Source organism: Bacillus sp. FDAARGOS_235, assembly GCF_002073415.2.
In the GTDB taxonomy this organism is placed as follows: Bacteria; Bacillota; Bacilli; order Bacillales; family Bacillaceae_G; genus Bacillus_A; species Bacillus_A toyonensis.
On the sequence record NZ_CP020437.2, the window covers coordinates 848,056 to 873,719 of the forward strand.

Genomic DNA, 25,664 nt, shown 5'->3' on the forward strand with positions numbered 1-25,664 from the left:
TTTTATGTTAAATAATTCCTATTACATTTAAAAAGACGATGATTATGGCAATTGGTGCTACAAACCGAAGTAAAAATGCCCAACAAGTAAATACTTTCTTTCCGTAATTTCCACCTACAAAAAATTCTGCTTCTAGCACCTTCTTTTCCATTTTGAATGATACGAAAATACTAATAAATAGCGCTCCTAGTGGCATTAATATATTACTAGATAAAAAGTCTACCGCATCAAAAATATTCTTACCAAAAATCGTAATATCACTCCATACTCCAAATGATAACGCAGATGGTATACCTACTAAGAAAATACAGAAACCAATGATCCATGATAGTTTCGTTCTTCTTTCTTGTTCACCATTTGCTAATGCTGAAACAACCGTCTCTAGTAGAGAAAACGCCGATGTTAATGTGGCAAATGTAAATAGCGCAAGAAATACCGTTAAGAACAATCCGCCAAATGGAATTTGACTAAATACAGATGGTAATACGATAAATAGCAATCCAGGCCCTTCCGTCGGCTCCATTCCTAATGAAAATACTGCTGGAAAAATTGCAAGACCTGCAAATAAAGAAACAAATAAATTCAATCCAACAATTGTTATTGCTGATTTTGGTAAACTTTCTTTTTTATTTAAATAGGAACTATACGTAACCATGATTGATATTCCGATACTAATCGCAAAGAACGATTGGCCCATTGCGAACAAAATACTTTCTGAAGTAATCTTTGAGAAATCTGGTTGTAAGAAAAACTTCACACCTTGCATTGCATTATCCAATGTTAATGAACGAATAATAAGGGCGACAAATAAAACGAACAATGCTGGTAACATATATTTACTTGCTTTTTCAATTCCGTTTTGTACACCTTTTGATACAACCCATATCGTAATGAACATAAAAGCGAAATGTCCAGTAATAGCCCAAGCGGGATTTCCAATTGTTTCAGTAAATAATGCACCGTAATTTTGTCCCGGAGTAATAAGTTGTCCAGTTACTCCTCTAAATAAATAAATCAATACCCATCCACCTACAACACTATAAAACGAAAGTAATATAAAACACGTTCCAACGCCAAGGCGTCCAATCCAGTGCCACCCTGTATTTGGTGCAATACTTTTAAATGCGCCAACTGCTTGTTTCTGTGTACTGCGTCCAATCATAAATTCAGCTATTAATAGTGGTAGTCCAATTAACACAGTAAATAATATAAAGATTAAAAAGAATGCTCCTCCCCCGCTCTTCCCAGCGATATAAGGAAACTTCCATATTGCGCCTAATCCAATTGCTGATCCTGCTGCAGCCATTATAAATCCTAATTTCGAAGTCCATTGCTCCGTCTGTTTCATCTTATTTTCCTCCTAATTAAATCTTTTTATACAAATAATTAAATTTTATATACCTATCCGAATAAACCCTCCATTTCTTTTTCTATAAAATAAAAAATGGCTCAGCATCTCTTTATAAAAAGAGACGCTAAGCCATTTACTTAACGCGGTACCACCCTTATTGATTCCATTATGAATCCACCTTAGTAGTAATCGTTTGATTACAAACCTAATATCGAAGGTTAACCGTTAAGATTTACTAAGAATGTAATTCCGTTCCACCTTACTGCTCCTAGGCGAGTTCAGGATGTCATTTGACTATGTCGCACCAACCCATAGCTCTCTGCACAAATACATGACCTTACTACTCCTATTCAACACATTTTAATATTTAGAATATATTTTCTTTTGAAATTAATATGAAGTATATCGGTTATATTTATAACTGTCAAGGTATATATTAATTTTTTTGTCGAAAAGGTTTTTTATAAACTTTCAATGTAAAAATAAAAGAACATTAAAAAAGAACCTTCGCGATAATCGCGAAGGTTCTTTTTTATGGTGTAAGACGTGTACAATCTCTCGGAAAAGCACTCGCCTCTCGTACGTTCGTTAATTCTAAAAGTTTATATACAATCCTTTCTAGCCCAATGCCGAAACCGCCATGCGGTGGACAACCGTATCGGAATGTATTTAAATAAGATTGAAATTTCTCTAGGTGTAATCCTTTTTCTTTAAAAGATGCGAGTAATAGATCATAATTATGAATACGCTGTGCACCTGACGTAATCTCTAATCCTTTATACAATAAGTCAAAAGAATCAGTAATAGTTGGATTCTCTTTATTCGGCATCGTATACATCGGTCTCGCTTCTTTCGGATAATGTGTAATGAAAACAAATTCACTATTATATGTTGCTTTCACATATTTCCCTAGTAACTTTTCACCTTCTGTATCTAAATCTCCAATCGGTGATTCTTTTCGATACTTACTTTTCAAAATCTCTTGTGCTTCTGATAATGTAATTTTCGGTATTTCAGTAATGACAGGTACTTCTATTTGTAATTGTTGTAGTTCTTTCTCACATGTTTCTCCTACTTGCTGAAACATATGTCGTAAAACATCCGTTTCTAATTGCATCACTTCATGAAAATCATCGATAAATCCAAGCTCTACGTCTAACGATATATATTCATTCAAATGACGGGAAGAGTTGTGATGTTCCGCTCTGTAAACAGGTGCAATTTCAAAAACACGTTCCAATCCTCCCGCTACCATCATTTGTTTATAAAACTGTGGTGATTGAGCTAAATAAGCTTCTTTTTGGAAATATGGAAGCTTAAAAACATTCGCTCCTCCTTCTGCCCCTTGCGAAACAATTTTCGGCGTAAATATACGTATGAAATCGTTCTCTGCTAAATAGTCACTAAAACTTTGAGCGAGTGTAGCTTTCACTTTAAATATCGCCGCGGTTCGCTCATGTCTTAACGATAATACTCGTTCATTCAATAGTTGATCTAAACCAACTTGTAATTTCTTTTTATTTAATTCAAATGGAAGTTGTTCTGCACCATTTAATACTTTCACTTCATGAGCAAGTACTTCAACCCCTAATTCTGTTTTCGAAGTCTCTACAATTTCACCAACTATTTGAACGACACTTTCTACATCAACTTTGTATCCAGCTAACTCGTTTTCTAATACACATTGAATAACTCCCGTTCGGTCCCGTAATAATAAAAAACTCACATTACCTAGATGACGAATCTTTTTTACCCACCCTTGTAAGAGTACCACTTTTCCAACATGCTCCGTACACGCTTGAGCGAGTGAACGCGTCATTATTTGATCCATTATATTTCCCTCCAATAGTTTTCATTTTATTTACGTTATTGTTGTCATCGTCGTCATCCACGTTCACTCACCTCCTTTCAAAGAATACAAAAATCCGCCCCTAGAAATAGGGACGGATTTTTTCCGCGGTACCACCCAAATTGTCACAATGACCATCTTAGCCCTGATAACGGTAGGTACCGTTTGCTTTTACTAATAATCACGTTCAAAGCAACACTCACAGGTGTCTTTCCATCATGCGGTATCGCAATCTTCCCAGCAACCGATTGCTCTCTGTAGACCTTTGCATCATGTACTTTTCCTGATCATCACTTTTTATATTTACAGAGTATTCTATCTCTTTATTTTATAAAACGCAAGCCTTTTTATTTAAGATTCTTCATCTACCGTTATATATGCGTATTTTTCATGTTCTATTATTATTTTCCCATTTAGATTTACACTAGTCTTTTTCACGCTCTATATACATTTCCATTTTATTACATAATTTACATGTTTCCCACGCATATTAATAGCAAAATTGTAGCGGAGGTGTACATATGAAAAAAGCAATTAGTTTCTTTCTCCTTTTGTTATGCCTAATTGTAGTAAATGAAACGTACGCATATTCACCAAAATCTTTACCAATCTCTCAACATTCTAATCAATGGCAAGTGAATATTGATGAAGTGAAAAAAACGAGTAAAAAATTGTTGCAACCTAAAAAAGGTGTATTTCAAACATATTATTTCTCTGTAAAAAATCTCGGAAAAAGCGAAGTGTATAACGTACAAGTTGAAGTCTTCCGCAACGAGCCAAATACAAAAACGAAATATGAACTCTTTTCCCTAAAGGAAAGTCGTTTAGCAAGCAACAAAACTGGATTTGAACATGCTAACTTACCTATTTCTACAAAAACAGATGAGGTTGACGTGATTATTACGTGGCAAGAACACCCTTTCCGCTCGATGCGAAACGGTCAAAAAGTTGAGTCTAGAAAATTTAAAGAGCATTTTGTTTTTAAAGAATCTAAAAAGTAAATGAGGCTGCGGATGTATTCACATTATCATTGATATTAATTTATTTACTAGTACCAGTTCTTATGTAAATTAAAAAGTCGTGGCTTATAAACGCCACGACTTTTTATATTAATTCGTACTAATTCCTCTTGCTGCCCAAATACGATCGATATCAGCAGCATGTTGTCCGCCATATAGAAGAGCATCCGCTTGCTTAATTGCTTTTGCTCCATCACGGAATTTAGCATTTGGCGTTAATGACCAATGTGATTGTAAAATAATTTTTGTTGCTACATCACGGCCAAAAGCTTGTGCCATTTCGTATTGTCCTTGAGCCCAAATTTCCCCATCATCATGTACTTCATTCGTAATATCTTTCGGATATACTTTATTCGTATCTAATCGGCGTAAGCATGTTGGATCCGAACTAGAATAAGCTGTCGCATCCCATTCTCCAACACATGCTTTTCCGTACCCTGTAGTCGACACTGCATCTTCATAAGTAGCACCTAAGAAATCACCAAATCCTTCTCCCATTGCTCCACCTTCTGGTGAGCTACCGAATCCAGGCACTTGATTGTCTTGAATTGAATGGCCGTATTCATGCGCGATAATACCAGCATCTTCTGCATCATCAACTCCGCCAGTACCGAAAGTTAAAGCTTTCGTTGATGGAGAATAGAATGAGTTATCATCCGTTGTACCATTAACATTTACTTTAATCGAACGATTATTAATATTTTTAAAGCCTAGTCCTTGAATATAGCGCTGCAATGTATCGATATGATAATACGACATAACATCTTCAAAGCTATCATTTGCACGTGTATAGTTAAATTGTAAGTTTGTAGATTTCGTCATCGCTTTTGAAGAAATCGTTACATACTCTCCAATTAAAAATCCTGTTCCATCTAAACCTTTTAACGTAACAGTCTTCAATTGGTTCGTTAGAGCTGTTGAATCTGCATCATTATTATCTTTTAGTCCTACTTTACTACCACTAGATACGACCGGGTTAGGTAAAAATACTTTTCCTGACCCTTCAGCTTTTCGGTTTATATCAACCTTTTTAATTAACTTTCCATTTTCTGCATCAATGAATGTTTCCCATGCACCGAATGGATTATTAGAATGGACTACCACTTTATATACTGGAAGAGCGACACCTTCTTCTACAATATATCCGAATTCTTTTTCTGTAGGAGCCCATAAGTTTTGCTCACTCGCTTCTCCAACATACGCCATTGATTTTTGTATTGCATCTTTTTCACTAATTTTTGTCGTTACTTCTTTCACACCTGTAACAGGTTGATAATCAGAAACAGCAAGTACTCCTTTTCCCTCTCCGTTAAGAGTAACCGTAATTTGTTTTGAAAATACAGGCGCGCCATTTACTACTTGTTGGAACCTAACATATGAAGCTACTGACGTTTCTGTTGTAGAAATATATTGCAAGTCTGAAAGATCGGGCTTTAATCCATACTGATTGGCATTCCCTTTTAAATATTCAACTGCTTTTTTCTGTGGTGAATAAGCTTCTACCTTTACTTGCTTCTTTTCCAATGCGGAAACTGTAGAAATCGTCCCCATTACTAATGGTACAGTCATTGCCATTGCCACCATTTTTTTGTTTAACATAAAACCACTCCCCCTAATAAATTGAAACCTTTACCCCATTCCTATAAGGCTATTACTGTCGACAAGTAACGAAATAAAGTGAATCTACGAGTAATTCTATACGAGCAATTCTATTACCTTTACATTTTGGGTAAGTGAAATTTTCTCAATATTTATGTGTAAAACGAAAACAATACTTTAGAAATATATTTCTTTATCAATTCTTTCAACCTTATACTTTTAAAATATGAAGAAAGAAATTTTCCAGTGTCCCTATCGAGTGGATTATGAGGAAATCATCCGGTTAATCTCCCTTCATACAAAAAAGGAAGTTGGAATGATTCCAACTTCCTTTTTTCATTAATTAGCCTCGCTTAACTTAATTCGGAGTTTTGTCTCCCCTAAAGAAAGCTCGTCGTCTTCATTCGTTAAGTGGCCAAATGTAAATTGCTTGACGAGTAAGTTTTCTTCCAATAGATGTTTATGATTCGTTAACGTTTGCTGTAGTTCTTCCTCTGCATCAAGAATCACATCAACTCGTAAGTTAACTGGTAAATTCAACTGCTTACGATATTCTTGAACCGCACGAATGAATTCACGAGCTACTCCTTCTTGTAACAATTCTTCCGTTACATTCGTATCTAACATAACCGTATATTGTCCGTTAGTCGTATTAGAGAATCCTGATTTTGCAACTTTCTCAACTAACACATCTTCAGCGGTTACAACCACTTCTTCTCCTGATGTTGCTTCGTAAACTGCTCTTTCTGTTGATACAAATTTTTGTACTTCTTCTTGTGATAATTGTTTTAACCAGCCGTTTACTGCATTCACATTTTTACCGAACTTCGGCCCTGCTGTTTTAAAATTGAGCTTCAATTGATATGATGTATACTTCGTTTCATCCAGTTCAACATGGAATGCTTTCACATTTAGCTCATCCATTACAATATCGCGATAAGATTCCCAATCGATATCATTCTCTTTATGCTCAAGTAATACAAGCTCAGCTAACGGCTGTTTTACTTTTAAAGAATGCTGATTACGGTTACTTCTTCCAAGTTCGACAACTTGTAAAACAGCATCCATTTCCGCTTCTAATTTCGGCTGAAGTAGTGATTCATTTACAACTGGATAATCCGCTAAATGAACGCTACTTCCTTCTAAATTCAGATGAATGTCTTCCGCGACAAACGGTGTAAATGGTGCAATTAATTTACTAATTGTTACAAGCACTTCATGAAGTGTCTCATAGGCAGATGCTTTTTCAGCGTTCATACCAGATTCCCAGAAACGATTACGTGAGCGTCTTACATACCAGTTACTCACTTCATCTACAAGTGCTGCAATTTCACGAGCTGCATTCGTAAATTGATACTCATCAAGTGCTGTTCTCACTTTTTTCGTTGTACTATGCAATCTTGATAATACCCATTCGTCTAATTTCGTAAGCTTTACGTCATACGTTTCTTTCGGATTATACTCATCTAAATTTGCATATAAAACGTAGAAGCTATACACATTGACTAATGTATCTACAAATTTAGATTTCGCTTCCAGTACTGTTCTTTCAGAAAAACGCTTCGCATTCCACGGGGCACTATCAACGAGTAAAGCCCATCTTAGCGCATCTGCACCAAACTTCTCTACTAAATCAACTGGATCTAGTGCATTGCCTTTACTTTTAGACATTTTTTGTCCTTCTTCATCTAAAACATGCCCTAGTGATAACACTCGTTTATACGGCACTTTGCCTGTATATAGTGCTGATACTGCTAATAAACTATAAAACCAGCCGCGTGTTTGATCAATTCCTTCTGCAATAACATCCGCTGGAAACTGCTCTTCAAATAAATCTTTATTTTCAAATGGGTAATGATATTGTGCAAATGGCATAGAACCACTATCAAACCAAACATCGATTACTTCTGGTGTGCGATTCATTGTGCCTCCGCATTTCCCGCAGCAGACTTGCACTTCATCTACATACGGCTTATGCAATTCTAAATCTTCAGGTGTTTCTTTCTTACTATGCTTTCTTAATTCAGCAATGCTTTTCGGTGCGAACTGATGATCGCAACTTTCGCATTCCCATACGTTTAATGGTGTTCCCCAATATCTATTTCGGCTAATATTCCAGTCAACCATATTTTCTAAAAACTTACCAAAACGTCCATGTTTCATATGATCCGGATACCAAGTAACAGAATCATTATTTTTTAAAAATGTATCTTTAATTGCAGTTGTTCGGATTAACCAACTTTCTCCTGCATAATAAAGAAGTGGTGAATCACAACGCCAGCAATGCGGATAACTATGTTCATATTTTTCTTTATGATATAGCAAACCTTCCTTCGCCAAATAACGAACGATATCAACGTCACAATCTTTTACAAATTTACCTTTCAAAAATGGTACTGCATCTGTATACTCACCTTTTCCATCTACAACATGTAGGAACGACAATCCTTCACTTTGAACAACTCTATAATCATCTTCCCCATATGCGGGAGCAATATGAACGAGTCCAGTACCACTATCTGCCGTTACAAAATCCGCTGCAATAACACGGTAACCATTTGTCACTTCTTTCATTGGAAATGGTGCTGTGTAAAATGTATTTACTAATTCTTCACCTTTATGAACAGATAATACTTCATATTTTTCTTTTAATACTTCTTGTACACGTTCTTTCGCAACAATGTATACATGACCTTCTTGTTTCGCTTTAACGTATTCCATATTTGAATGTACAGCAAGTGCAACATTTGCTGGAAGTGTCCATGGTGTTGTCGTCCAACCTAAGAAATACTCATTTTCACTATTTTCCACTTTAAACTTAACTGTTGCACTTAAATCTTTTACTGTTTTATACCCTTGTGCAACTTCATGTGAACTGAGAGAGGTTTGACAGCTTGGGCAGTACGGTGAAACTCTATGCCCTTTATATAACAAGCCTTTTTCATGAATCGTCCCTAAAATATGCCATACACTTTCGATATATGGATTTTCTAAAGTAACGTATGGATCATCCATATCTACCCAATAACCGATACTTTCAGTGAACTCACGCCACTGCTTTTCATATGTGAATACACTCTCTTTACACTTCTTAATAAATGGCTCAATTCCGTACTCTTCGATTTCATGTTTACCAGAAATACCAAGTTGCTTCTCAACACCTAATTCTACAGGTAAACCGTGTGTATCCCATCCTGCTTTTCTTACTACTTTAAAACCGGCCATCGTTTTATATCTTGCTACTAAATCTTTAATTGCCCGACCAAGTGCATGGCCGACGTGTGGTAAACCGTTCGCCGTTGGTGGTCCTTCATAAAACACAAACGATTGCGCGCCTTCTCGATTCTGAATTGATTGTTCAAAAATGCTCTGTTCGTTCCACTGCTTACGAATACGTGTTTCTCTCCCTACAGCTGACTCTTTTACATCTACTTTCTTCATCTACAATCACTCCTTTGAATGTTTTAAAAGCACACAAAAAACCCGCCCCTATGAAGTAGGGACGGGTTTACCCGCGTTACCACCCTAATTCTATTAGCTTTTCACTAATAGCGCTTAGCAACGTACTAACATACGCGTTCTTTGTAACGGTAGACATCCGTCCGGGCCTACTTACTTTCAGCCTCGGCTCCTCGGAGATGATTTTCAAATAACGTCTGAACACCGGCTTTCAGCACTTTACCGGCTCTCTGGGGAACAGTTCATTATTTTACTCTTTCTCGTCTTCAGATTTGTATACTTTGTTAAAAGCTATTTTATGCCATTTAACAATAAATTGTCAACTAATTCAAAATATATTTTTATTTATATCCTTTTTTCACTACTTATATACATATACAATTACTTTTCAAACTCTCTCAGTCTTGCTAGATCTTCATCTTCTTCGATAAGTTCAGCAAAAAATCCAGATTCATCCTCACGAAGTACATGTTCAAGCTCTTCTTTCGCCTCTGCATTTCTATTTAATAACGCTAAATAACAAGCATGATCATATCTTGCTAACAGATCACTCGTATCCATTGTTACTACTTCACTTGTTATTTTTTCTGCCTTTATCGTTTGGCCGGCACTATGATATGAAGATGCTAATGAGAGAAGAATTGCCGTATCATTTGGATGATGTATAGAAGCATCTTCTAATAACTGAATTGCCTCTTCATATCTCTCTTGACTTTGGTATATTTCTCCTAAAGCAAGGAATCCTCTACTTACAAACGGTGTTTTCTCCGTTAATTGTAAGCATATTTTTTCTGCTTTTCCTTCTTCCCCAACTTTCAAGAATACTTGCGCTTGTATAAGAAGCGTATCATAATCATCCGGTAGCTCTCGAACTAATTGCTTCATTAACTCTACAGCATCTTGTAACAAATCTTCGTCCTCACACTCAATGAAAAGATTTACAAGTTGCTTCGCTACCTCATAATCCCATTTATTTTCTAACGATGTTTGCAGAACATCTATCGCTTCTTTATTCATCGATACATTTTCGTAAAATAATCCAAATCGTTGTGCTGCCATACTATTTTTTGGATTTAACTTTAATGAGATTTCATATAACTCAATAATTGTTGTAACCATTGAAATTTCTTTTGCCCGGTTTTTCATACGATAAAAAGCTCTCGTAAATATAGATTTTTTCGGTTGTTCATTTTGTTGACGTTCAATCCATCTTTCCGTAACCGCAGCTGCTGCACACATGAATGCTGTACTTCTTTCTGCTTTTTTCACTTTTAATGTATGAAGAAAATCCCGGATGTTAGACAATTTCTTATGTTGTTCTACCGCTTTTACATAAACATCAAATATACGTTCATTATTTACATCTTTTTGTATTACTTTCATTGCAACTTCAATCGCTTTTGCATCTCTTTTTTTCACTAATACTTTTGCATAATGATATAGAACTTCTGCATGCTCACTATCTAATTGTAGCGCCTCTTCAATCTGTGCTTGTTCTTTATCTATTTCATCCATCGCTCCATACACATACGCAATCGCATCTAAGCGCCATATTTCGGGTACTTCGCCTGCTAGATGTTCTAATTCCTTTAGCAACTCTTCTTGAAGATTTATTTCTACTGAAAGCTGTGCCAAATATTCCATATTTATATACAAAGGCTCTTCTTTCATCGCCTGAACCATATGAATTTGTTCTTTGAAACGGTCTTCTTCTTTTTCGTATATTTCTGCTAGTTGTAAATGTACACCTAAAAAGTTTTCATCAAGCTCTAAACATGTTTCATACGCTTGTTTTGCTTCTGTCAATTGTCCTAATGCCATAAGTGTTTCACCAATTCGGTAATATGGCAATGCCGTTTTCTTTTGTTCTATTGCTTTATTATATCTTTTCATCGCTTGGCCATACTGTCCAATAGATTCATGTAAAATACCTGCATAACAACTGTATTCACTTACTTCATTTCTTTCTTTTTGTAACGTTCTTAAGAATGCTATACCTCGTTGTACAAATACAGTTCCTTTAATTCGATTCACATATTCATCTAACGCACTTGCTACATTATATTCACTCTGCTTTATACCACTCTCTAACTTAGACAATGCTACTTTAAACCCATCTTCATTTCCACCAAGTTCAACCTCTGCATCCCATAAAACCATTCCTGCATTCATAAGGAAATCTTGGCTCTTTTCAATTTGTGTTTCGAGACCAAGAATATATTCTTTCGCTTCATCATATCGCTCTTTTGCCATATAAACTTGCGTAAGTCCGAAATGAGAATAAACATCTTCATTATCTTCTTCTAAAGCACGCTTATATAATGTTTCTGCTTCTTCCAGACTATCATTTTGAAAATGATAATCACCTAATCTTACATATAGAGACGCCTTATCATCACAATTCTCAATACCTTTTAATAAAATTTCTTTTGTGCTTTTCTCATCCTTCAAATCAGATTCATAGATCTCTGAAAGTTTCGTATAAATGTAAGGCGCATTACTATCTAACTGAATCGCCACTTTAAGTCCTTTTATCGCTAAATGTAATTTCCCTAATTGATGCGCACATCTCGCTCGTTCATACCATACATGCGCCTCATTTTTATATTCTCTTAACAAATTATTAAAGATTTCATATGCTTCTTCATATCTTTCTAAATCTATTAATATTAAACCGTGATTCGTTAAAGTGAACCTTTCTGGACTACGTTCTACAGCTACTTGAGAAAACTGCAACGCATTTTCAGATTGATCGATATACATATAAGATAACGCAAGGAAACTCCAGGCGATCGGCTGATCTGCGTCCAATTGTAATGAGGAACGAAAACTTGTAATCGCTTCTATATAACTTTCCTGTTCAAATGCATATCTTCCATTTATCAAATGATATAAAGCACGATTATTTTTCTTCTCAACACTTGCCAGCATTTGCTCAGCTTTCTCCATTTCTTGAAGACGAATAAAGCACTGTGCACCATGCAATTTAACAAAATCCGAGTTCGGAAACTTTTCCATTAACTTTTCTATACAATATAAAATAAATTCTTTATCTACTTCAACATCTAAATGTTTCATCGTATATAACCACGTATTCCGATTATCACTCGTCTCTTTTAAAAATTGTACTAAGTTATTAATTCCCTCTTTATCTTGTTCATCTAAATGATCTGTAAGAGAGAAAATGGATTTAAAATAATGATTCTCTTCTTCACTTAAAAATGCTAGTTTTTCCTTCTTTTCTTTCGGAACAAACGTGATCGCCAAACAACCTGTATAACGATATTTCTCTTGCAATTTACTATATTCCACAAGAACTGGTTCTATAAAGTTTGGATCTTGAACATAAAAAGCTTGTAACGTATCATCATATCCTGATAGCACTTGCACATGTGAAGCATGTTCGATGTCTATACTTAATAAAACGGGGATCTTTCGGTCGAGTAATATCTTATAAATTTCCTCATTCCCTTTAAAATAACGATATTCATAGCCTAACTCTTCAATATAAGAGACCGTATCGGAAAACTTTGAGCCTGTCATATCAAAAATAAACTCTGCTATTTCATCTTGTGTACGTTTTTCTCCCCATAGCTGCAACATCATTTCTAAACTTGTCGGAACACAATAATTATCCTTTTGTACAATTGGAACTATCGGCAGGTGAACCTTTTTTCCATCTGGATTTTTTTCTAAATTATGATATAAAGAGCCTTTTAAACTTTTTTCTTCTTTTAATAACTGTTGTAAATCTACAAGTTTATTCATTTTGTACAACGCTTCTGCACGTAAATGTACAAAGTAAGTTTCATAAGCATGATAAGGAAGCGTACTATTAATATTATCTATTACCTCTAACATCTCTTCATATTTCGCTAAATCTAATAAATACTTTACCTTTTCAAAATGAAAATATGGTACTTGTGGAAACTTTACAATCGCATCATCAATTAACTGTAATGCATGTTTTTGTTCCCCTTTATTCGCATATAACTGTGATAATAAGTAGGTAGATAGTTCTTCACAATCTTTATGCTGCTTTCCAGCTAAAAATTGTTCTTCTGCTTTCTCCCATTCACCTGTATGCATATAGACGTAGCCCCATTTATCAAAGACCGCACTTGTACTGTACTCCTCTGCTTTTTGCATATAAATGAGCGCTTCTTCATTTCGTTTCATTTCTAATAAACATCGTACTAAAGTAAAATATGTTTTCGCTAAAAAATCGTCATCTATTTCTTCTTTATCTGCCTCTTCTAAAGAGTCTTTTAACAACTGTTCTGCTTCAAGGATTTTTCGCTCATCAATTAACTCATCACAATATAAAGAGAGCGTTCTCATATTTGGGAATTTTTTATAAGCGTAGCGAATGAGGAATGAACTGTATTGGTGCATAAGCCCTTCATCAGTAAGGCGAATTAATATATCAAACTCCTTATGTGAAGGAATATTAGCAAGCCAAGTCTTCACATAGGATAAAGTATTCGTTTCTTTTATATATGAAATTTCATTATTTATTTCCTGTAATCCATCTACAAATCTCTTGTCTTTCAAACAAGCTTCTAACTGCTTAAAATCTAGCATGCATTCACCTCGAATATTTATTTAAACTGCTACTTGCTTAGATTTTACACATCATATTGTAGGTATTCAACTAAAATCTCCTATAATGGATAGTATTATTTAATATTATTCGAATTTATAACAAAATATAGTAAAAATGATTGTTTTTCTTCGTATTTTGTTTAATTATATGGAATAACGTGAATTGAGGATCTTATCTTTTCAAGGCCAAAATCAGTACATGAAATTATATCGGCGATAATTCAAATATATCAGCGATTATACGGTGAATATCGACTTATCGATAAAAAATGTCAATCCTCAATAAATTGCTACCTTTTAACATTCTATGTCACCAAATGTAATTTTCATATTCGGAGCATATACTAAAGATGAATGTATATGGAGCGCTTTAAAAAATCGTAGTTCTGCTTCATATTGAGCTAATGATTCATCATATGTTAATCTTCTTATCATTAAACGTTCTATAAATTGCTGTTTATCACCCGGGTTGTCCGCAATCCCCTCTTCTCTTAATGAATGATACAAACTGTGTTTATCATTGTGATGCATACTAGAGTCTAAAAAGTTCACTTTATCGCTCACTCTACACTCAATATTTTTCACACCTAATTTACTTAAATACATCGGTATTTTCATGCCAATATTTCCATCTTTACCGTTTCTCTGCGCGTCTTTTTCAAATAACTTCTGCAAAGCACCTAGTTTAATAATTTCCGATTGATTCTCTCCATCTAAGACATATGAAGACATATTTGAAATCCAATGTGGTTCAAAACAGATTATTTTACCACCTTTTTTAATTGCATGTATCATTTTTTCTAACATCATTTTTGGAGTATTCATATGTAATAGGAAAGCATGACAGATTGCTATATCGTATTTATCGTTCAATTCAATTTCTGTAGCATCCCCCTCAATAAATTCTGATTCATATGGAAGTAGATGAAACAACTCTCTCGCTTCAGCAAGTAATGTTTCTCCACTATCAATGCCTGTATACTTTGAACCTTCTGGAAGTAACGGCATTAATACTAAGCCTAAATAACCATATCCACAACCGAAATCAACGATATGTACGGGCTTATTAATCTTCCAAACTGAATTTACTAAAAAACTTACATAATCGTCGTTGTAATATAAATCTCTTGTATTTTTTAAATATGTTAGTTTACTGTTCCAGTCGTATGTTTCCAAACCTAACGCCTCCTTATATAACATTACAATTCTCCATTTAATAAAGACATTCCTATACTTTAAAGAAAAGTTAAGTTTAGTTTTAAAAAAATGAAACTTTTGCTTATACCTTTCCTATAAATATAAAAAAGGTATACATATCTACTATGATACGTACACCTTTTTATGTTACATCTCCTCAGGTGCCTCCACCCCAAGCAAACGTAATCCCTCTTTTAATACAACCGTCACAGCATAAACTAATGCCAGTCTGCTGTCTTTCTCTTTACTCTCTTCCAATATACGCACATTTCCATAATATTTATTGAACGATTGTGCTACATCTAATACGTATTTCGAAATGATTGATGGCTCATTTTTGTTGAAGGCTGCTTCAATTACTTGTCGGAACTTATTCAGTAATTTTACGACGCTCCAGCTATGATCATCTTTTAATGCAAACGTACACGTTTCAAATTCTACACTTTCTTTTCTTAAAATAGAGCAAGCACGCGCATGTGTGTACTGTACATATGGTCCTGTTTCTCCTTCGAATTTCAGCATATTTTCTAATGAGAATTCGATATTATGCATACGCTCATTTTTCAAATCGTGGAAGATGACTGCTCCTACACCGACTTGCTTTGCTACTTCTTCTTTCTGTTTTAAGTTTGGGTTTTTCTCTTCAATATTTTGTTTTGCAAGGTCTATTGCTTCCTCAAGTACTTCTTCAAGTAAAATAACTCTTCCTTTACGTGTCGACATTTTCTTACCGTCTTTTAAAATGAACCCAAACGGTACATGTTCCATGCCGTCAACCCAATTGTAGCCAAGCTTTTTTAATACAGTGAAAAATTGATTGAAGTGTAAACTTTGTTCCAGGCCAACTACATATAGGGCTTTATCAAATGCATAAGTGTTTTGACGATATAACGCTGCCGTTAAGTCACGTGTTGCGTAAATAGTCGCACCATCTGATTTTCTAATTAAGCAAGGCGGCATTCCCTCTTCTTCTAAATTAACGACTAATGCGCCTTCTGACTCTTCAAGCAACTCATGCTCCTCTAAAATCCCAATGAAATCTTCCATTAAGTTATTATAAAAAGCTTCTCCTTGAAAATTAGTAAATTCTACACCGAGAAGTTCATAAATTCGAGAAAATTCTTTTAAGGATTCGTGACGGAACCAATTCCAAAGCTCAACAGCTTCTTCATCACCTTCTTCTAATTTCTTAAACCAAGCACGCCCTTCTTCTTCTAGTTCTTCGTCGTCTTTTACCTCTTCATGGAATTGAACGTATAACTTAAATAATTCACGGATTGGATCCTCTTTAACTACTGCTTCATTTCCCCATTTTTTATAAGCAGTAATTAACTTTCCAAACTGTGTTCCCCAATCCCCAATATAATTAATTCCTACAACTTCATAGCCACATTTTTCAGCGATATGTTTCAGTGAATTTCCAATCATTGTAGAACGTAAATGCCCCATCGAAAAAGGTTTTGCAATATTTGGAGATGAGTAATCAATAACTACTGTTTTTTCACATCCAAAGTAATTTTGACCGTATTCTTCTTTCTTAGCTAAAATCGTTTTTAATACAGCATCACTTACAGTTTCACGATTGAAAAATACATTTACATAAGGACCAACAGCCTCTACTTTCGTAAAGAACGGATCATTTACTTTCTCCGCAATTTCCTTTGCGATAATAGCTGGTGATTTTTTATATTGCTTCGCTAGTGAAAAACATGGGAACGCTGCATCTCCGAATTCATCTTGTTTCGGTGTTTCGATTAAATCTAAAATTTGATTTTGCGTTAATTCATTTACAAAAATATTTGATAAACTTTTCGCAAACTGTGTTTTATATTCCATACTACAACCTCCTTATTTTTTTAAACACAAAAAACTCGTCTCTATATAAGAGACGAGTTTTAACCCGTGGTACCACCCTTGTTGTTCATTACGAACCACTTTCCCGTTTATAACGAGGACAGGGGACCTCGGCTTACTCTACTATTCGTTCAAGAAGCGTCTCCGAAGTGCGCTTCATCTTTTTCTTCCGCACTAGGCTCACACCATCCCTAGCTCGCTTTCCTTCTGAAAAAGACTACTCTCTTCATCACAGACAGTATATTTAATTAATTATTGCTTATTATACATCTTTTCAAACAATTAGCAAGGGTCAATTACGCCAAAATGAAACTTTGCACTTTTTCTTTTGTATACGTGAAAATTGTGTTTTTCAAATCTAGTACTACGGAAATGGTCTTTCAGAACAATACGCTTTCTCGCCACACGCTTCGCTTCCGCAATTGTTTCATCAGTAATATCATGATACAAAGCGAAGTGTTTTAATCCTTTAATTCCATCTGATTCTATGACAGTTTCTTCAAACATCGGATCAAGGTAAACAACGTCATAACTATTATCCTCACATTGCGTTAAAAAAGCGAAATGCTCTGTTTGCTTTACATGGATTCTTTGCATTGCCTTATCGATTTCAGCAACTGATGAAGACCATGTTTGCAAACCTTTTTCCATTATGTAAGCCATATATTCGTTACCTTCAAGTCCTGTTACCTTTCCACTTTCACCAACAATATAGCTAGCTACAATACTATCTGATGCCATGCCGAGCGTACAATCTAACACCGTCATTCCGCTCTCTAATTTAGCAGCTTGTACAAACGGATCGTGCTCTCCGCGCATTAACCTTTTCACACGAAACATTGCTGAGTTTGGATGAAAGAAAAACGACTCTTCCGTACCTTCAGGGTAAATAGCTAATCGGTTCTTCCCTACGACAAGCACATCTTGTTCATATTTCTCATGCAGTTTGTGCACAGGTATATCATTACGTATAACGAAAGAACTATTTAATTCTGTCGCTATTTTTTTTGCATAAGATGTCATTTCTTTATTTGTTCGTCCTGCTGTTGTTACTATCATTATTTCACCTCTATATAAAGAAAAGAGGGAGATTTACTCTCCCCCTTCTTTAGCAATTCTTTTCGAAAGCTTGTTCTAAGTTCGTAATAATTTCGTCCATAGTTGCACCTTCAATTTCATGACGGTGAATGAAGTGAACAACTTCTTTTCCTTTTAATAATGCCATAGATGGTGAAGATGGAGGGATTTCTCCGAAGTATTCACGCATTTTTGCAGTAGCATCTTTATCTTGACCTGCAAATACAGTTACAAGATGATCAGGTTGTTTTTCAGCACGAACAACTGCTTGACCTGCTGATGGACGCGCTAAACCAGCTGCACATCCACAAACTGAGTTTACAACTACTAATGTTGTACCTGATGCATTCTCCATAAATTCTGTAACAGCTTCTTCTGTAGTTAACTCTTCAAATCCAGAACGCACTAATTCTTGGCGCATTGGAATTACCATTTGACGCATGTATTCTTCATAAGCATTTGACATCTTGTATCTCTCCTTCAACTTTCATTCCAAATTCATCATATCACGCTCTATTAATAGGTGCAAAAGAAAGATAGTGACGTTTTCATTTTTTTGAAGGGATTTCACAAACCCCACCGCGGCAATGTCCAACTGGGACAAGTTTTCTATTGTTAGCGATATAATCGTATACTTTGCTTCCAAATCCAAGTACGATAGATAATTTTATAAAAGGCACTGCAAACCAATAAGATGGAACAGCCTTCGCTAATACGTTTATGCTATGAATTCCGTCATACCATTTATTATTTTTAAAAATATACATCCTTTGCTCCATCTTACTTTGTAGTTCTTGAGAAAGATCATACTTCTTAACTACATCATCATCTCGAAATGAAACAAATGTCATTTTACCCTTTTTATCTAATTTCTTCGTACGCTCTGCCACTGCAGTACACATCGGACACCAACTATCATAGAAAACAATCATATATTATTCCCCTTTACGAGATTCCGTCATTTGTTTCCATACAGAACCTTTCGCTTCTTCGCCGCCTTCAATACGCTCTAATGCAAGACGAGCTTGCATCGCTACTTCAAACTCTGGATCATCTTGCGCTGCTTTTAATGCCGGAATCGCACTTTCATCTCCAAGTTCAAATAAGAACATAGCTGCACGCCAGCGTACTAATTTACTTGGGTCTTTCAGCGATTTAATCATAACGAACATCGCTGCTGGGTCACCTACATCTGATAAGCAATCCCCTGCAGTACGACGAACACTTACTGAACGATCTAATAACGCTTTATATAATAACGGTAATACTTCATCACCTTTTACCATACCTAAATAAGCTGTTGCTATGCGGCGGATAGATACTTTTTCATCGTCTAACGCCATTTTCAACACTAGAATATCCTCTTCAGTAGGATCCATTTGCTCTAAAGCTGCAAAACGATTTTTCCAGTCAGAATCTTTCATCATCTCTTCTGTTACTTTATATGGCTCACGCTTTTGAATCGTTACTTCAACTGCCCCAGCCTGATCTAATAATTCTTTAACTGTTTCATTTACACGTTCTTCTGAATAAGCAGCAACAATTTCTTCTACTACTTCTTTCCCTATTTCTTCAAAATTACCGTAACGTGTACTTTGCTCTACCCATTTACGCTCTTTCACAACGTTAGGTGCAGACATTTGCACTTTCATGATTGATTCTTTAAAACGATCAGGTAAACCAACACGCTCTTCCGTCGTTCCATCTGTTAACTTCACTTGCATCGGAATTGTAAAGAACATTTGAATAAATACTTTCACTTCTCCAAAGTGAGAAAGTTGCTGTTCTTCGCTTTCTTCTACTACTTCTTCACCGAAAACGGCACGAACTTGTTGTAATAAAACTTTCCAATCATACTTCGCATTACGCTCGACTGCTAAAAAGTCTGCTACATGATACACACCTTTAATGCCTTCAATTTTCAAAATTTCTTGCACTTGTACTGGTGCTTGTTCTTTATTTTCATTTGTATAATTATTACGCGCTCCTGATGGTAATACTTCATTCAAAATAACTTTCATTGTATTTGGACTTGGCGTCGGTTCAATTGCTTTAATCTTCACGTAAAAAACTCTCCTTTATTGCGTGTTCTTAGCTGTATTGTAACATGTTATCACTCTATACTCCTACTCGGATGCTTAATTTTACTACTTTCTTCCCGCTACCATACTATTTCATTTTTTACATTTCAAATTAGGAACGAAATTTTAAAACCGTTCGCTTCCGATAGGTTTTATTTTAAGGAGGGAATTTGTTCTCTTTGCCCTACATAAAAAGAGGTATCTATATCCTAGTTAGATCATTCATTTTAAAGTGAAGTGCAGTTAATAAATAAAGCTCTGGAGGATACTACTAAGAAAGAAGAACGATTTATATATAAAAACGTTCATACGAATGCGCTCTGAGGGACTTGTTGGTGGAGAATTGATTTCTGAAGACATTTTGATTGTGGATATTCCGAAAGATGAATTAATGGAATTGCTTAGAGTGATAGAAAGAAAAAAGGCGAACCCTTTATGAAATTAAGAGGTTCGCCTTTTTCGTTACGGTAATTCCATATTATGTCAAATATATTTGTGTATGATATACATCATCATGGTGTTAGCAAGCAAAAGTATATTCTTCATTTCTGAAAACAGTAGATGGAAGATTGTGACCTTCTGAGTCCGCTAAGAAAGAATACACAAGAACATCCTCAACATCATCTTTATTTCCTCTAATGATAACGTCAAGAAAATCTTCTATATGGAATTCTGGAGTAAACAACACAATCTTAGATGTTCTGTTTGGTCCTAAAGAAACAATAGTACGAGAGATTTCAACTAATTCATTTTGCGTTGGGAAAAAAGTGTTTGGACTTCTCTTAACAATTACCGTTACATTACTAGTATGGCAGCGTGAATCATTGTTTAACATAATATTGAGAGCAGTTGGAATAATATCATTCTCAGAAACCGGAACTCGAAAAACCCCCGTAGATTTATGAGCCATATAATCACATCCTTTCAAAATAAAATATTCTTAACAATATAGTAGATGCAAGAAAAGTTCATTTTGATAGGGACAAATTATGTGATTAATATGCACATAATTATCTTCAATATTAATAAATCAATGATTCAAAAGATTAACAAGTACCGTGAAAAATGTGGAATAGAACCAATCTAATAATCCCACTTCAATGAGTAACCATTTCCAGAGGAGTCTTTCAATATTCAGTATAAAAAATTTTAAATTTATAATTTTCGTTAGCGTATTTTTCTTCAAAATTGCTGACAGTACCCCTTCTTTAAATTTATTAAAATACTTTCCACAATTTTTTCCGAAGCTATTACTTAAAATCCCCTTTTATTACGATGCCCCCTTCCTCCTTCTCTCCAAAAAGGTAATACTCTCAATCACAACTTCAGTTCTATATATTTTCTTTCCTTTTTCATCATCGTAATTATTCGTATGAATACGCCCTGTAATTCCAACAAGTGATCCCTTCGTACAATATTCTGTTACATTTTCAGCTGCTCTTCGCCAAACGACACAATTTATAAAATCTGCTTGTTGTTCACCTAAACTATTTCGAAATCCTCTATTCACTGCAACACATATTCGTGCATAAGCGACGCCTTGTTTTGTGTAGTATAATTCTGGATCCTTTGTCAATCTACCGATTAATACAACTCGATTCATCATAAGTTATACCACCTCGCATGTTTTTCTTCATTGTAAAGAAAAATGTGTGAAGGGTAAAAAGGATAAAATTATATATTTCTAAAGTAAAAAGGATTACTTTGCATATAAAAAAGCAAAAAAGAAACCCTACATATTATGAACATGTAAGGTTTCAAGATATATTATATTTCACTGCAAGAGATGTAATACCCTCCGCGAGCCATCTTTATTTCAGCGCTAAACAATGCATCGTCTAAGTAGAATGTAATCGGTTTAACTTTACTCTCAAATTTTAGTAGTTCATTACATTCAGCTGCATACCCTTCAATGGCTGAAATAATGCATTCTGCTGACGGATATGTTAAAGCATCATCTAGTTCTATGAAAAAACTTTTAGAAAATAGTTTTTTCATAATCCCTTTCTTCTCTTTCATCATATTCCATCCCCTTCCATTCAAACTTCTAACATCCACATTATACCATTCATTCAATTTATCTTTGAAAATAAAAAAATCCTGCACATTTCATGCAGGATTTTTTCATTAGTCATTTTTCGTAAAGTAAGAAACGAAACGAAGAATTTCTAAGTATAACCATACTAGAGTCATCATTAGACCCATTGCACTGTACCATTCCATATATTTTGGAGCTTGGCTACGTGCACCGCTTTCGATTAAATCGAAATCTAGTAATAAATTTAATGCAGCAACTACAATAACAACCGCACTAATGATAATACCGATTGTACCGCCCTGGTGAATATATGGAACAGTTACACCGAACATATTTAATAAGAATACGATTAAATACATAACCATAATTCCCATTGTCGCTGCAATTACACCCGTACGGAATTTATCAGTTACCTTTACAACGCGTGTTGCATATAAAACTAACATTGCAAATAGAATTGAAATTGTAAGTAATACAGCGTTTAAAACGATAGAATCGCCAAATTTCATTGTATAAACTGCTGAAATACTTCCTAATACAACTCCTTCTACCGCCGCATAAATTGGCGCCCCAATTGGTGCCATTCGCGGGAAGAAGATAGATGCAAATGCGATGATTGCCGCAATTACTAATGCACCAATTAACACTGGCATTTTCATCGTACCCTGCATCATCTGTATGTATGAATAGACAGACGTTGCAAGTAGCAAGATAAGCATGATAAACGTTTTGCCTACTGTTCCGCCAATAGTCATCGCAGAAGCGCTTGCTCCCTCTTTACGAAATGCCTCTTTTTTCAACATTGGATTAGATGTTCTCATTTTTTCCCTCCTAAAATAGGTTCTACCAATAGTGTAAAGTTTTTCTCTTTACTTTTCAATATATGCAGCTTGTTTTTATTTTAATCCTTCAACGATATCTGATAGTTCACTCCATCTTTCCATCGTTTTTTCTAGCTCTTCTTCTGTTTTCTGCTGTGCTTCAGATAATTCTTGTGCCTTTGTGAAGTCAGATCCAACTTTCGCAAGTTCTTCTCCAATTGACTCAATTTTCTCTTCTAGTTCGGCAATTGTATCTTCAATTGTTTCCCATTCACGCTGCTCATTGTATGAAAGTTTACGTTTACGTTGTTGTTTTGGAGCTGCTTCTACTACTTTTTTCTCTTTTTGAACTTCCGCTTTCTCAATAAGTTCTTTCGTTTTTTCCATTTCTAAATAATCTGTATAACTACCTAGGAACTCACGCACTTCTCCTCCGCCAGTAAAGATGAACAGTTCATCTACTACTTTATCTAAGAAGTAACGGTCATGCGATACAGTTAAAACGACACCTGGGAAATCTTCTAAATAATCTTCTAGTACTGTTAATGTTTGTGTATCTAGATCATTCGTAGGTTCATCAAGTAATAGTACGTTTGGTTCCCCCATTAAAATACGTAATAAATATAAACGTCTTCTTTCACCACCAGATAGTTTACCAAGCGGTGTACCATGTGAATGCGTCGGGAATAAGAAACGTTCTAACATTTGAGATGCACCAATTACTTTTCCATCTGTTGTATGAATAACTTCTGCAATCTCTTTAATGTATTCAATCATACGCTGATTTAAATTCATCTCTTCATTTTCTTGCGTATAATAAGCAACTTTTACAGTTTGTCCTACTTCAACTTCACCACTATCAGGAGATAACTTGCCTGCAAGCATATTTAATAGAGAAGATTTCCCGCTTCCATTCGCCCCAATAATTCCGATACGATCGCCTGGTTTCACAATATGATTAAAATTATGTAATACCGTCTTATCGCCAAATTTTTTCGTTACATCTTTTAACTCAAGTACTTTCTTTCCTAAACGACTTCCACTTAGTGCAATATCAACTGACTGTTTTGCAGCTGGCCCTTCTTGTTCCTTTAACTCATCAAAACGCTGAATACGCGCCTTTTGTTTCGTAGAACGGGCTTTTGCACCACGGCGAATCCAAGCAAGTTCACGACGATATAAATTTTGGCGTTTGGATTCTTGTGCCAATTCTTGCTCTTCACGAAGTGCTTTCGCTTCTAAAAATGTACTATAGTTTCCTTCGTAGCTATATAGTTTACCATTATCTAATTCAAAAATACGATTCGTCACACGATCTAAGAAATAACGATCATGGGTTACAAGTAATACCGCCCCTGTATATCTTGCTAAATATTCTTCTAACCATTCAACTGTCTCATGGTCAAGATGGTTCGTAGGCTCGTCTAAAATTAATAAATCAGGTGTTTCAATAAAACATTGTGCCATTGCGATACGTTTTTTCTGTCCACCAGATAAATTCCCAACAGTTGCAGTGAAATCTGTAATTCCTAATTTCGTTAGAAGAGATTTCGCATTTGCATTTGCTTCCCATGCACTCATTGCATCCATACGTTGCTGCACTGCAAATAATTGTTCCTGTACTTTTTCATTACTTGGATCTTTTTCAATATTTAATAGTGCTTTTTCATAATCACGAAGAAGACGAATTAAAGGTGTATCACCATGGAACACTTGCTCTAATACTGTTAGTTTTTCATCAAACTCTGGTTGCTGTGATAAATAACTAATTGTATATCCACGTGAATGCGTCATTTCACCTGTATCAGGAGTTTCTAACCCTGCAATAATTTTTAATAATGTTGATTTACCAGTACCATTTACACCAATAATTCCGACACGTTGTCCTTCTGTAATACTACATGATAATCCATCAAATAACGGTTTTTCTCCGTATGATTTCGATAAGTTCTCCACAGTTAACATTTTCATATTTGTGCATTCCACTCTTTCATAAATTGTTCTATAAACTGTTCCATATAACAATGACGAACTTCAGCTTCTTGTTTTGCTGCGTTCGTATTCATTAAGTCTTTTAATTTTAAAAGTTTTTCATAAAAATGATTTAAAGATGGATCGTTATTTTTTCTATACTCTTCTTTCGTCATTACTTCACGCGGCGGAATTGTTGGATCATACATTAATCTCCCTTTCGCTCCGCCATATGCAAAAGTACGTGCAATCCCAATTGCTCCAAGGGCATCTAAACGGTCTGCATCTTGAACAATTTTCCCTTCAACTGACTCAACTGCGCCGCCATGCCCACCCTTATAAGACATATTGGCGATGATATGAAGAATATGTTTACTTTCTTCCTCATCTACATGTAACTCTTCTAACCAATCAGAAACTTTTTTCATTCCTGCTTCTTCACTTTCATTTAACTTTTCATCTGCCACATCGTGAAGTAATGCTGCCATTTCAATTATAAAACGATTTCCTCCTTCTTGCTCGGATAAAGAAATCGCCAGTTTATGTACGCGCTCAATATGATACCAATCATGCCCACTCGCATCTTTTTCTAAAATATTTTTTACAAAAGTAATTGTTTTTTTAATCTTTTCTTGTTTTGTCATTTTATCTTCACCCAGTTTCTTATTGTAACACGCCCGCCTTTTTTCATCACATATTTTCTTGTCCGCCCATACACTAGGTGGTAGGCATCATCATGAAGG

The 25,664-nt window shown here is 35.2% G+C and carries 18 protein-coding genes and 4 other annotated features; of the genes, 1 reads left to right on the forward strand and 17 read right to left on the reverse strand.

Features of this window, described 5'->3' with window-relative positions:
- Positions 1 to 7: 7 nt before the first annotated feature.
- Entirely contained in the window at positions 8 to 1,348 is a 1,341-nt protein-coding gene (locus A6J74_RS05955) for a sodium-dependent transporter (protein ID WP_000814551.1), read from the reverse strand.
- 117 nt (positions 1,349 to 1,465) lie between these two features.
- Positions 1,466 to 1,714, reverse strand: a binding site (T-box leader).
- 169 nt (positions 1,715 to 1,883) lie between these two features.
- Positions 1,884 to 3,182, reverse strand: a complete 1,299-nt coding sequence (gene aspS, locus A6J74_RS05960; protein WP_000372099.1) for an aspartate--tRNA(Asn) ligase — start codon at positions 3,180 to 3,182, stop codon at positions 1,884 to 1,886.
- A gap of 105 nt (positions 3,183 to 3,287) precedes the next feature.
- Positions 3,288 to 3,500: a binding site (T-box leader), on the reverse strand.
- A gap of 221 nt (positions 3,501 to 3,721) precedes the next feature.
- On the opposite strand from aspS, the gene A6J74_RS05970 reads away from it, so the two are divergent.
- Positions 3,722 to 4,201 (forward strand): hypothetical protein, encoded by a 480-nt coding sequence (locus A6J74_RS05970; RefSeq protein WP_000709315.1) that lies wholly within the window; start codon positions 3,722 to 3,724, stop codon positions 4,199 to 4,201.
- A gap of 108 nt (positions 4,202 to 4,309) precedes the next feature.
- Here A6J74_RS05970 and A6J74_RS05975 read toward each other — a convergent pair whose 3' ends face one another.
- From A6J74_RS05975 to A6J74_RS06050, 15 genes are all read right to left on the reverse strand, one after another.
- Positions 4,310 to 5,818, reverse strand: coding sequence for a M36 family metallopeptidase (locus tag A6J74_RS05975; RefSeq protein ID WP_000932729.1), 1,509 nt, complete (start codon positions 5,816 to 5,818; stop codon positions 4,310 to 4,312).
- 339 nt (positions 5,819 to 6,157) lie between these two features.
- Positions 6,158 to 9,259, reverse strand: coding sequence for an isoleucine--tRNA ligase (gene ileS / locus A6J74_RS05980; protein WP_000754887.1), 3,102 nt, complete (start codon positions 9,257 to 9,259; stop codon positions 6,158 to 6,160).
- A 54-nt stretch (positions 9,260 to 9,313) separates the two neighbouring features.
- Positions 9,314 to 9,553, reverse strand: a binding site (T-box leader).
- 105 nt (positions 9,554 to 9,658) lie between these two features.
- Positions 9,659 to 13,861 carry a bacteriocin-processing peptidase family protein gene (locus tag A6J74_RS05985; protein WP_000883823.1) on the reverse strand — a complete coding sequence of 1,401 codons (4,203 nt, stop codon included), beginning with the start codon at positions 13,859 to 13,861 and terminating at the stop codon, positions 9,659 to 9,661.
- A 318-nt stretch (positions 13,862 to 14,179) separates the two neighbouring features.
- Positions 14,180 to 15,082 (reverse strand): class I SAM-dependent methyltransferase, encoded by a 903-nt coding sequence (locus tag A6J74_RS05990; RefSeq protein WP_000965876.1) that lies wholly within the window; start codon positions 15,080 to 15,082, stop codon positions 14,180 to 14,182.
- 144 nt (positions 15,083 to 15,226) lie between these two features.
- Positions 15,227 to 16,915 (reverse strand): arginine--tRNA ligase, encoded by a 1,689-nt coding sequence (argS, locus tag A6J74_RS05995; RefSeq protein ID WP_000456033.1) that lies wholly within the window; start codon positions 16,913 to 16,915, stop codon positions 15,227 to 15,229.
- A 45-nt stretch (positions 16,916 to 16,960) separates the two neighbouring features.
- Positions 16,961 to 17,175: a binding site (T-box leader), on the reverse strand.
- Positions 17,176 to 17,215: 40 nt separating this feature from the next.
- A complete protein-coding gene (locus A6J74_RS06000) occupies positions 17,216 to 17,992 on the reverse strand; it encodes a class I SAM-dependent methyltransferase (protein WP_000637472.1) in 777 nt (258 codons plus the stop codon).
- A gap of 49 nt (positions 17,993 to 18,041) precedes the next feature.
- Positions 18,042 to 18,476: a BrxA/BrxB family bacilliredoxin gene (locus tag A6J74_RS06005; RefSeq protein WP_000063703.1), complete on the reverse strand. Its 435-nt coding sequence runs from the start codon at positions 18,474 to 18,476 to the stop codon at positions 18,042 to 18,044.
- 82 nt (positions 18,477 to 18,558) lie between these two features.
- The gene (locus A6J74_RS06010) at positions 18,559 to 18,942 is read right to left on the reverse strand and encodes a thiol-disulfide oxidoreductase DCC family protein (RefSeq protein WP_000634894.1); all 384 of its coding nucleotides are present in this window, start codon (positions 18,940 to 18,942) and stop codon (positions 18,559 to 18,561) included.
- A 3-nt stretch (positions 18,943 to 18,945) separates the two neighbouring features.
- Complete coding sequence (locus A6J74_RS06015) at positions 18,946 to 20,073, reverse strand: conserved virulence factor C family protein (RefSeq protein ID WP_000692595.1); 1,128 nt, start codon at positions 20,071 to 20,073, stop codon at positions 18,946 to 18,948.
- A gap of 538 nt (positions 20,074 to 20,611) precedes the next feature.
- A complete protein-coding gene (locus A6J74_RS06025; protein WP_000940647.1) occupies positions 20,612 to 21,001 on the reverse strand; it encodes a hypothetical protein in 390 nt (129 codons plus the stop codon).
- 360 nt (positions 21,002 to 21,361) lie between these two features.
- Positions 21,362 to 21,697, reverse strand: coding sequence for a single-stranded DNA-binding protein (locus A6J74_RS06030; RefSeq protein ID WP_000982002.1), 336 nt, complete (start codon positions 21,695 to 21,697; stop codon positions 21,362 to 21,364).
- A gap of 161 nt (positions 21,698 to 21,858) precedes the next feature.
- A complete protein-coding gene (locus A6J74_RS06035; protein WP_000975118.1) occupies positions 21,859 to 22,113 on the reverse strand; it encodes a DUF4318 domain-containing protein in 255 nt (84 codons plus the stop codon).
- Between the two features lie 105 nt (positions 22,114 to 22,218).
- Positions 22,219 to 22,950, reverse strand: coding sequence for a Bax inhibitor-1/YccA family protein (locus A6J74_RS06040; RefSeq protein ID WP_001260657.1), 732 nt, complete (start codon positions 22,948 to 22,950; stop codon positions 22,219 to 22,221).
- A 75-nt stretch (positions 22,951 to 23,025) separates the two neighbouring features.
- A complete protein-coding gene (locus A6J74_RS06045) occupies positions 23,026 to 24,921 on the reverse strand; it encodes an ABC-F family ATP-binding cassette domain-containing protein (RefSeq protein ID WP_000783187.1) in 1,896 nt (631 codons plus the stop codon).
- Positions 24,918 to 25,565, reverse strand: coding sequence for an HD domain-containing protein (locus A6J74_RS06050; RefSeq protein WP_000165951.1), 648 nt, complete (start codon positions 25,563 to 25,565; stop codon positions 24,918 to 24,920). The genes A6J74_RS06045 and A6J74_RS06050 overlap by 4 nt, the downstream gene beginning before the upstream one ends.
- Positions 25,566 to 25,664: the final 99 nt, after the last annotated feature.

Coding starts and splice junctions, on each gene's coding strand:
- ileS (WP_000754887.1), bottom strand. CDS start 9,259: ATGAAGAAAGTAGATGTAAAAGAGTCAGCTGTAGGGAGAGAAACACGT.
- A6J74_RS06000 (WP_000637472.1), bottom strand. CDS start 17,992: ATGATAGTAACAACAGCAGGACGAACAAATAAAGAAATGACATCTTAT.
- A6J74_RS06005 (WP_000063703.1), bottom strand. CDS start 18,476: ATGTCAAATGCTTATGAAGAATACATGCGTCAAATGGTAATTCCAATG.
- A6J74_RS06030 (WP_000982002.1), bottom strand. CDS start 21,697: ATGATGAATCGAGTTGTATTAATCGGTAGATTGACAAAGGATCCAGAA.
- A6J74_RS05975 (WP_000932729.1), bottom strand. CDS start 5,818: ATGTTAAACAAAAAAATGGTGGCAATGGCAATGACTGTACCATTAGTA.
- aspS (WP_000372099.1), bottom strand. CDS start 3,182: ATGGATCAAATAATGACGCGTTCACTCGCTCAAGCGTGTACGGAGCAT.
- A6J74_RS05955 (WP_000814551.1), bottom strand. CDS start 1,348: ATGAAACAGACGGAGCAATGGACTTCGAAATTAGGATTTATAATGGCT.
- A6J74_RS06050 (WP_000165951.1), bottom strand. CDS start 25,565: ATGACAAAACAAGAAAAGATTAAAAAAACAATTACTTTTGTAAAAAAT.
- A6J74_RS05990 (WP_000965876.1), bottom strand. CDS start 15,082: ATGTTATATAAGGAGGCGTTAGGTTTGGAAACATACGACTGGAACAGT.
- A6J74_RS05985 (WP_000883823.1), bottom strand. CDS start 13,861: ATGCTAGATTTTAAGCAGTTAGAAGCTTGTTTGAAAGACAAGAGATTT.
- A6J74_RS06010 (WP_000634894.1), bottom strand. CDS start 18,942: ATGATTGTTTTCTATGATAGTTGGTGTCCGATGTGTACTGCAGTGGCA.
- A6J74_RS06045 (WP_000783187.1), bottom strand. CDS start 24,921: ATGAAAATGTTAACTGTGGAGAACTTATCGAAATCATACGGAGAAAAA.
- argS (WP_000456033.1), bottom strand. CDS start 16,915: ATGGAATATAAAACACAGTTTGCGAAAAGTTTATCAAATATTTTTGTA.
- A6J74_RS06025 (WP_000940647.1), bottom strand. CDS start 21,001: ATGGCTCATAAATCTACGGGGGTTTTTCGAGTTCCGGTTTCTGAGAAT.
- A6J74_RS06035 (WP_000975118.1), bottom strand. CDS start 22,113: ATGATGAAAGAGAAGAAAGGGATTATGAAAAAACTATTTTCTAAAAGT.
- A6J74_RS06040 (WP_001260657.1), bottom strand. CDS start 22,950: ATGAGAACATCTAATCCAATGTTGAAAAAAGAGGCATTTCGTAAAGAG.
- A6J74_RS05970 (WP_000709315.1), top strand. CDS start 3,722: ATGAAAAAAGCAATTAGTTTCTTTCTCCTTTTGTTATGCCTAATTGTA.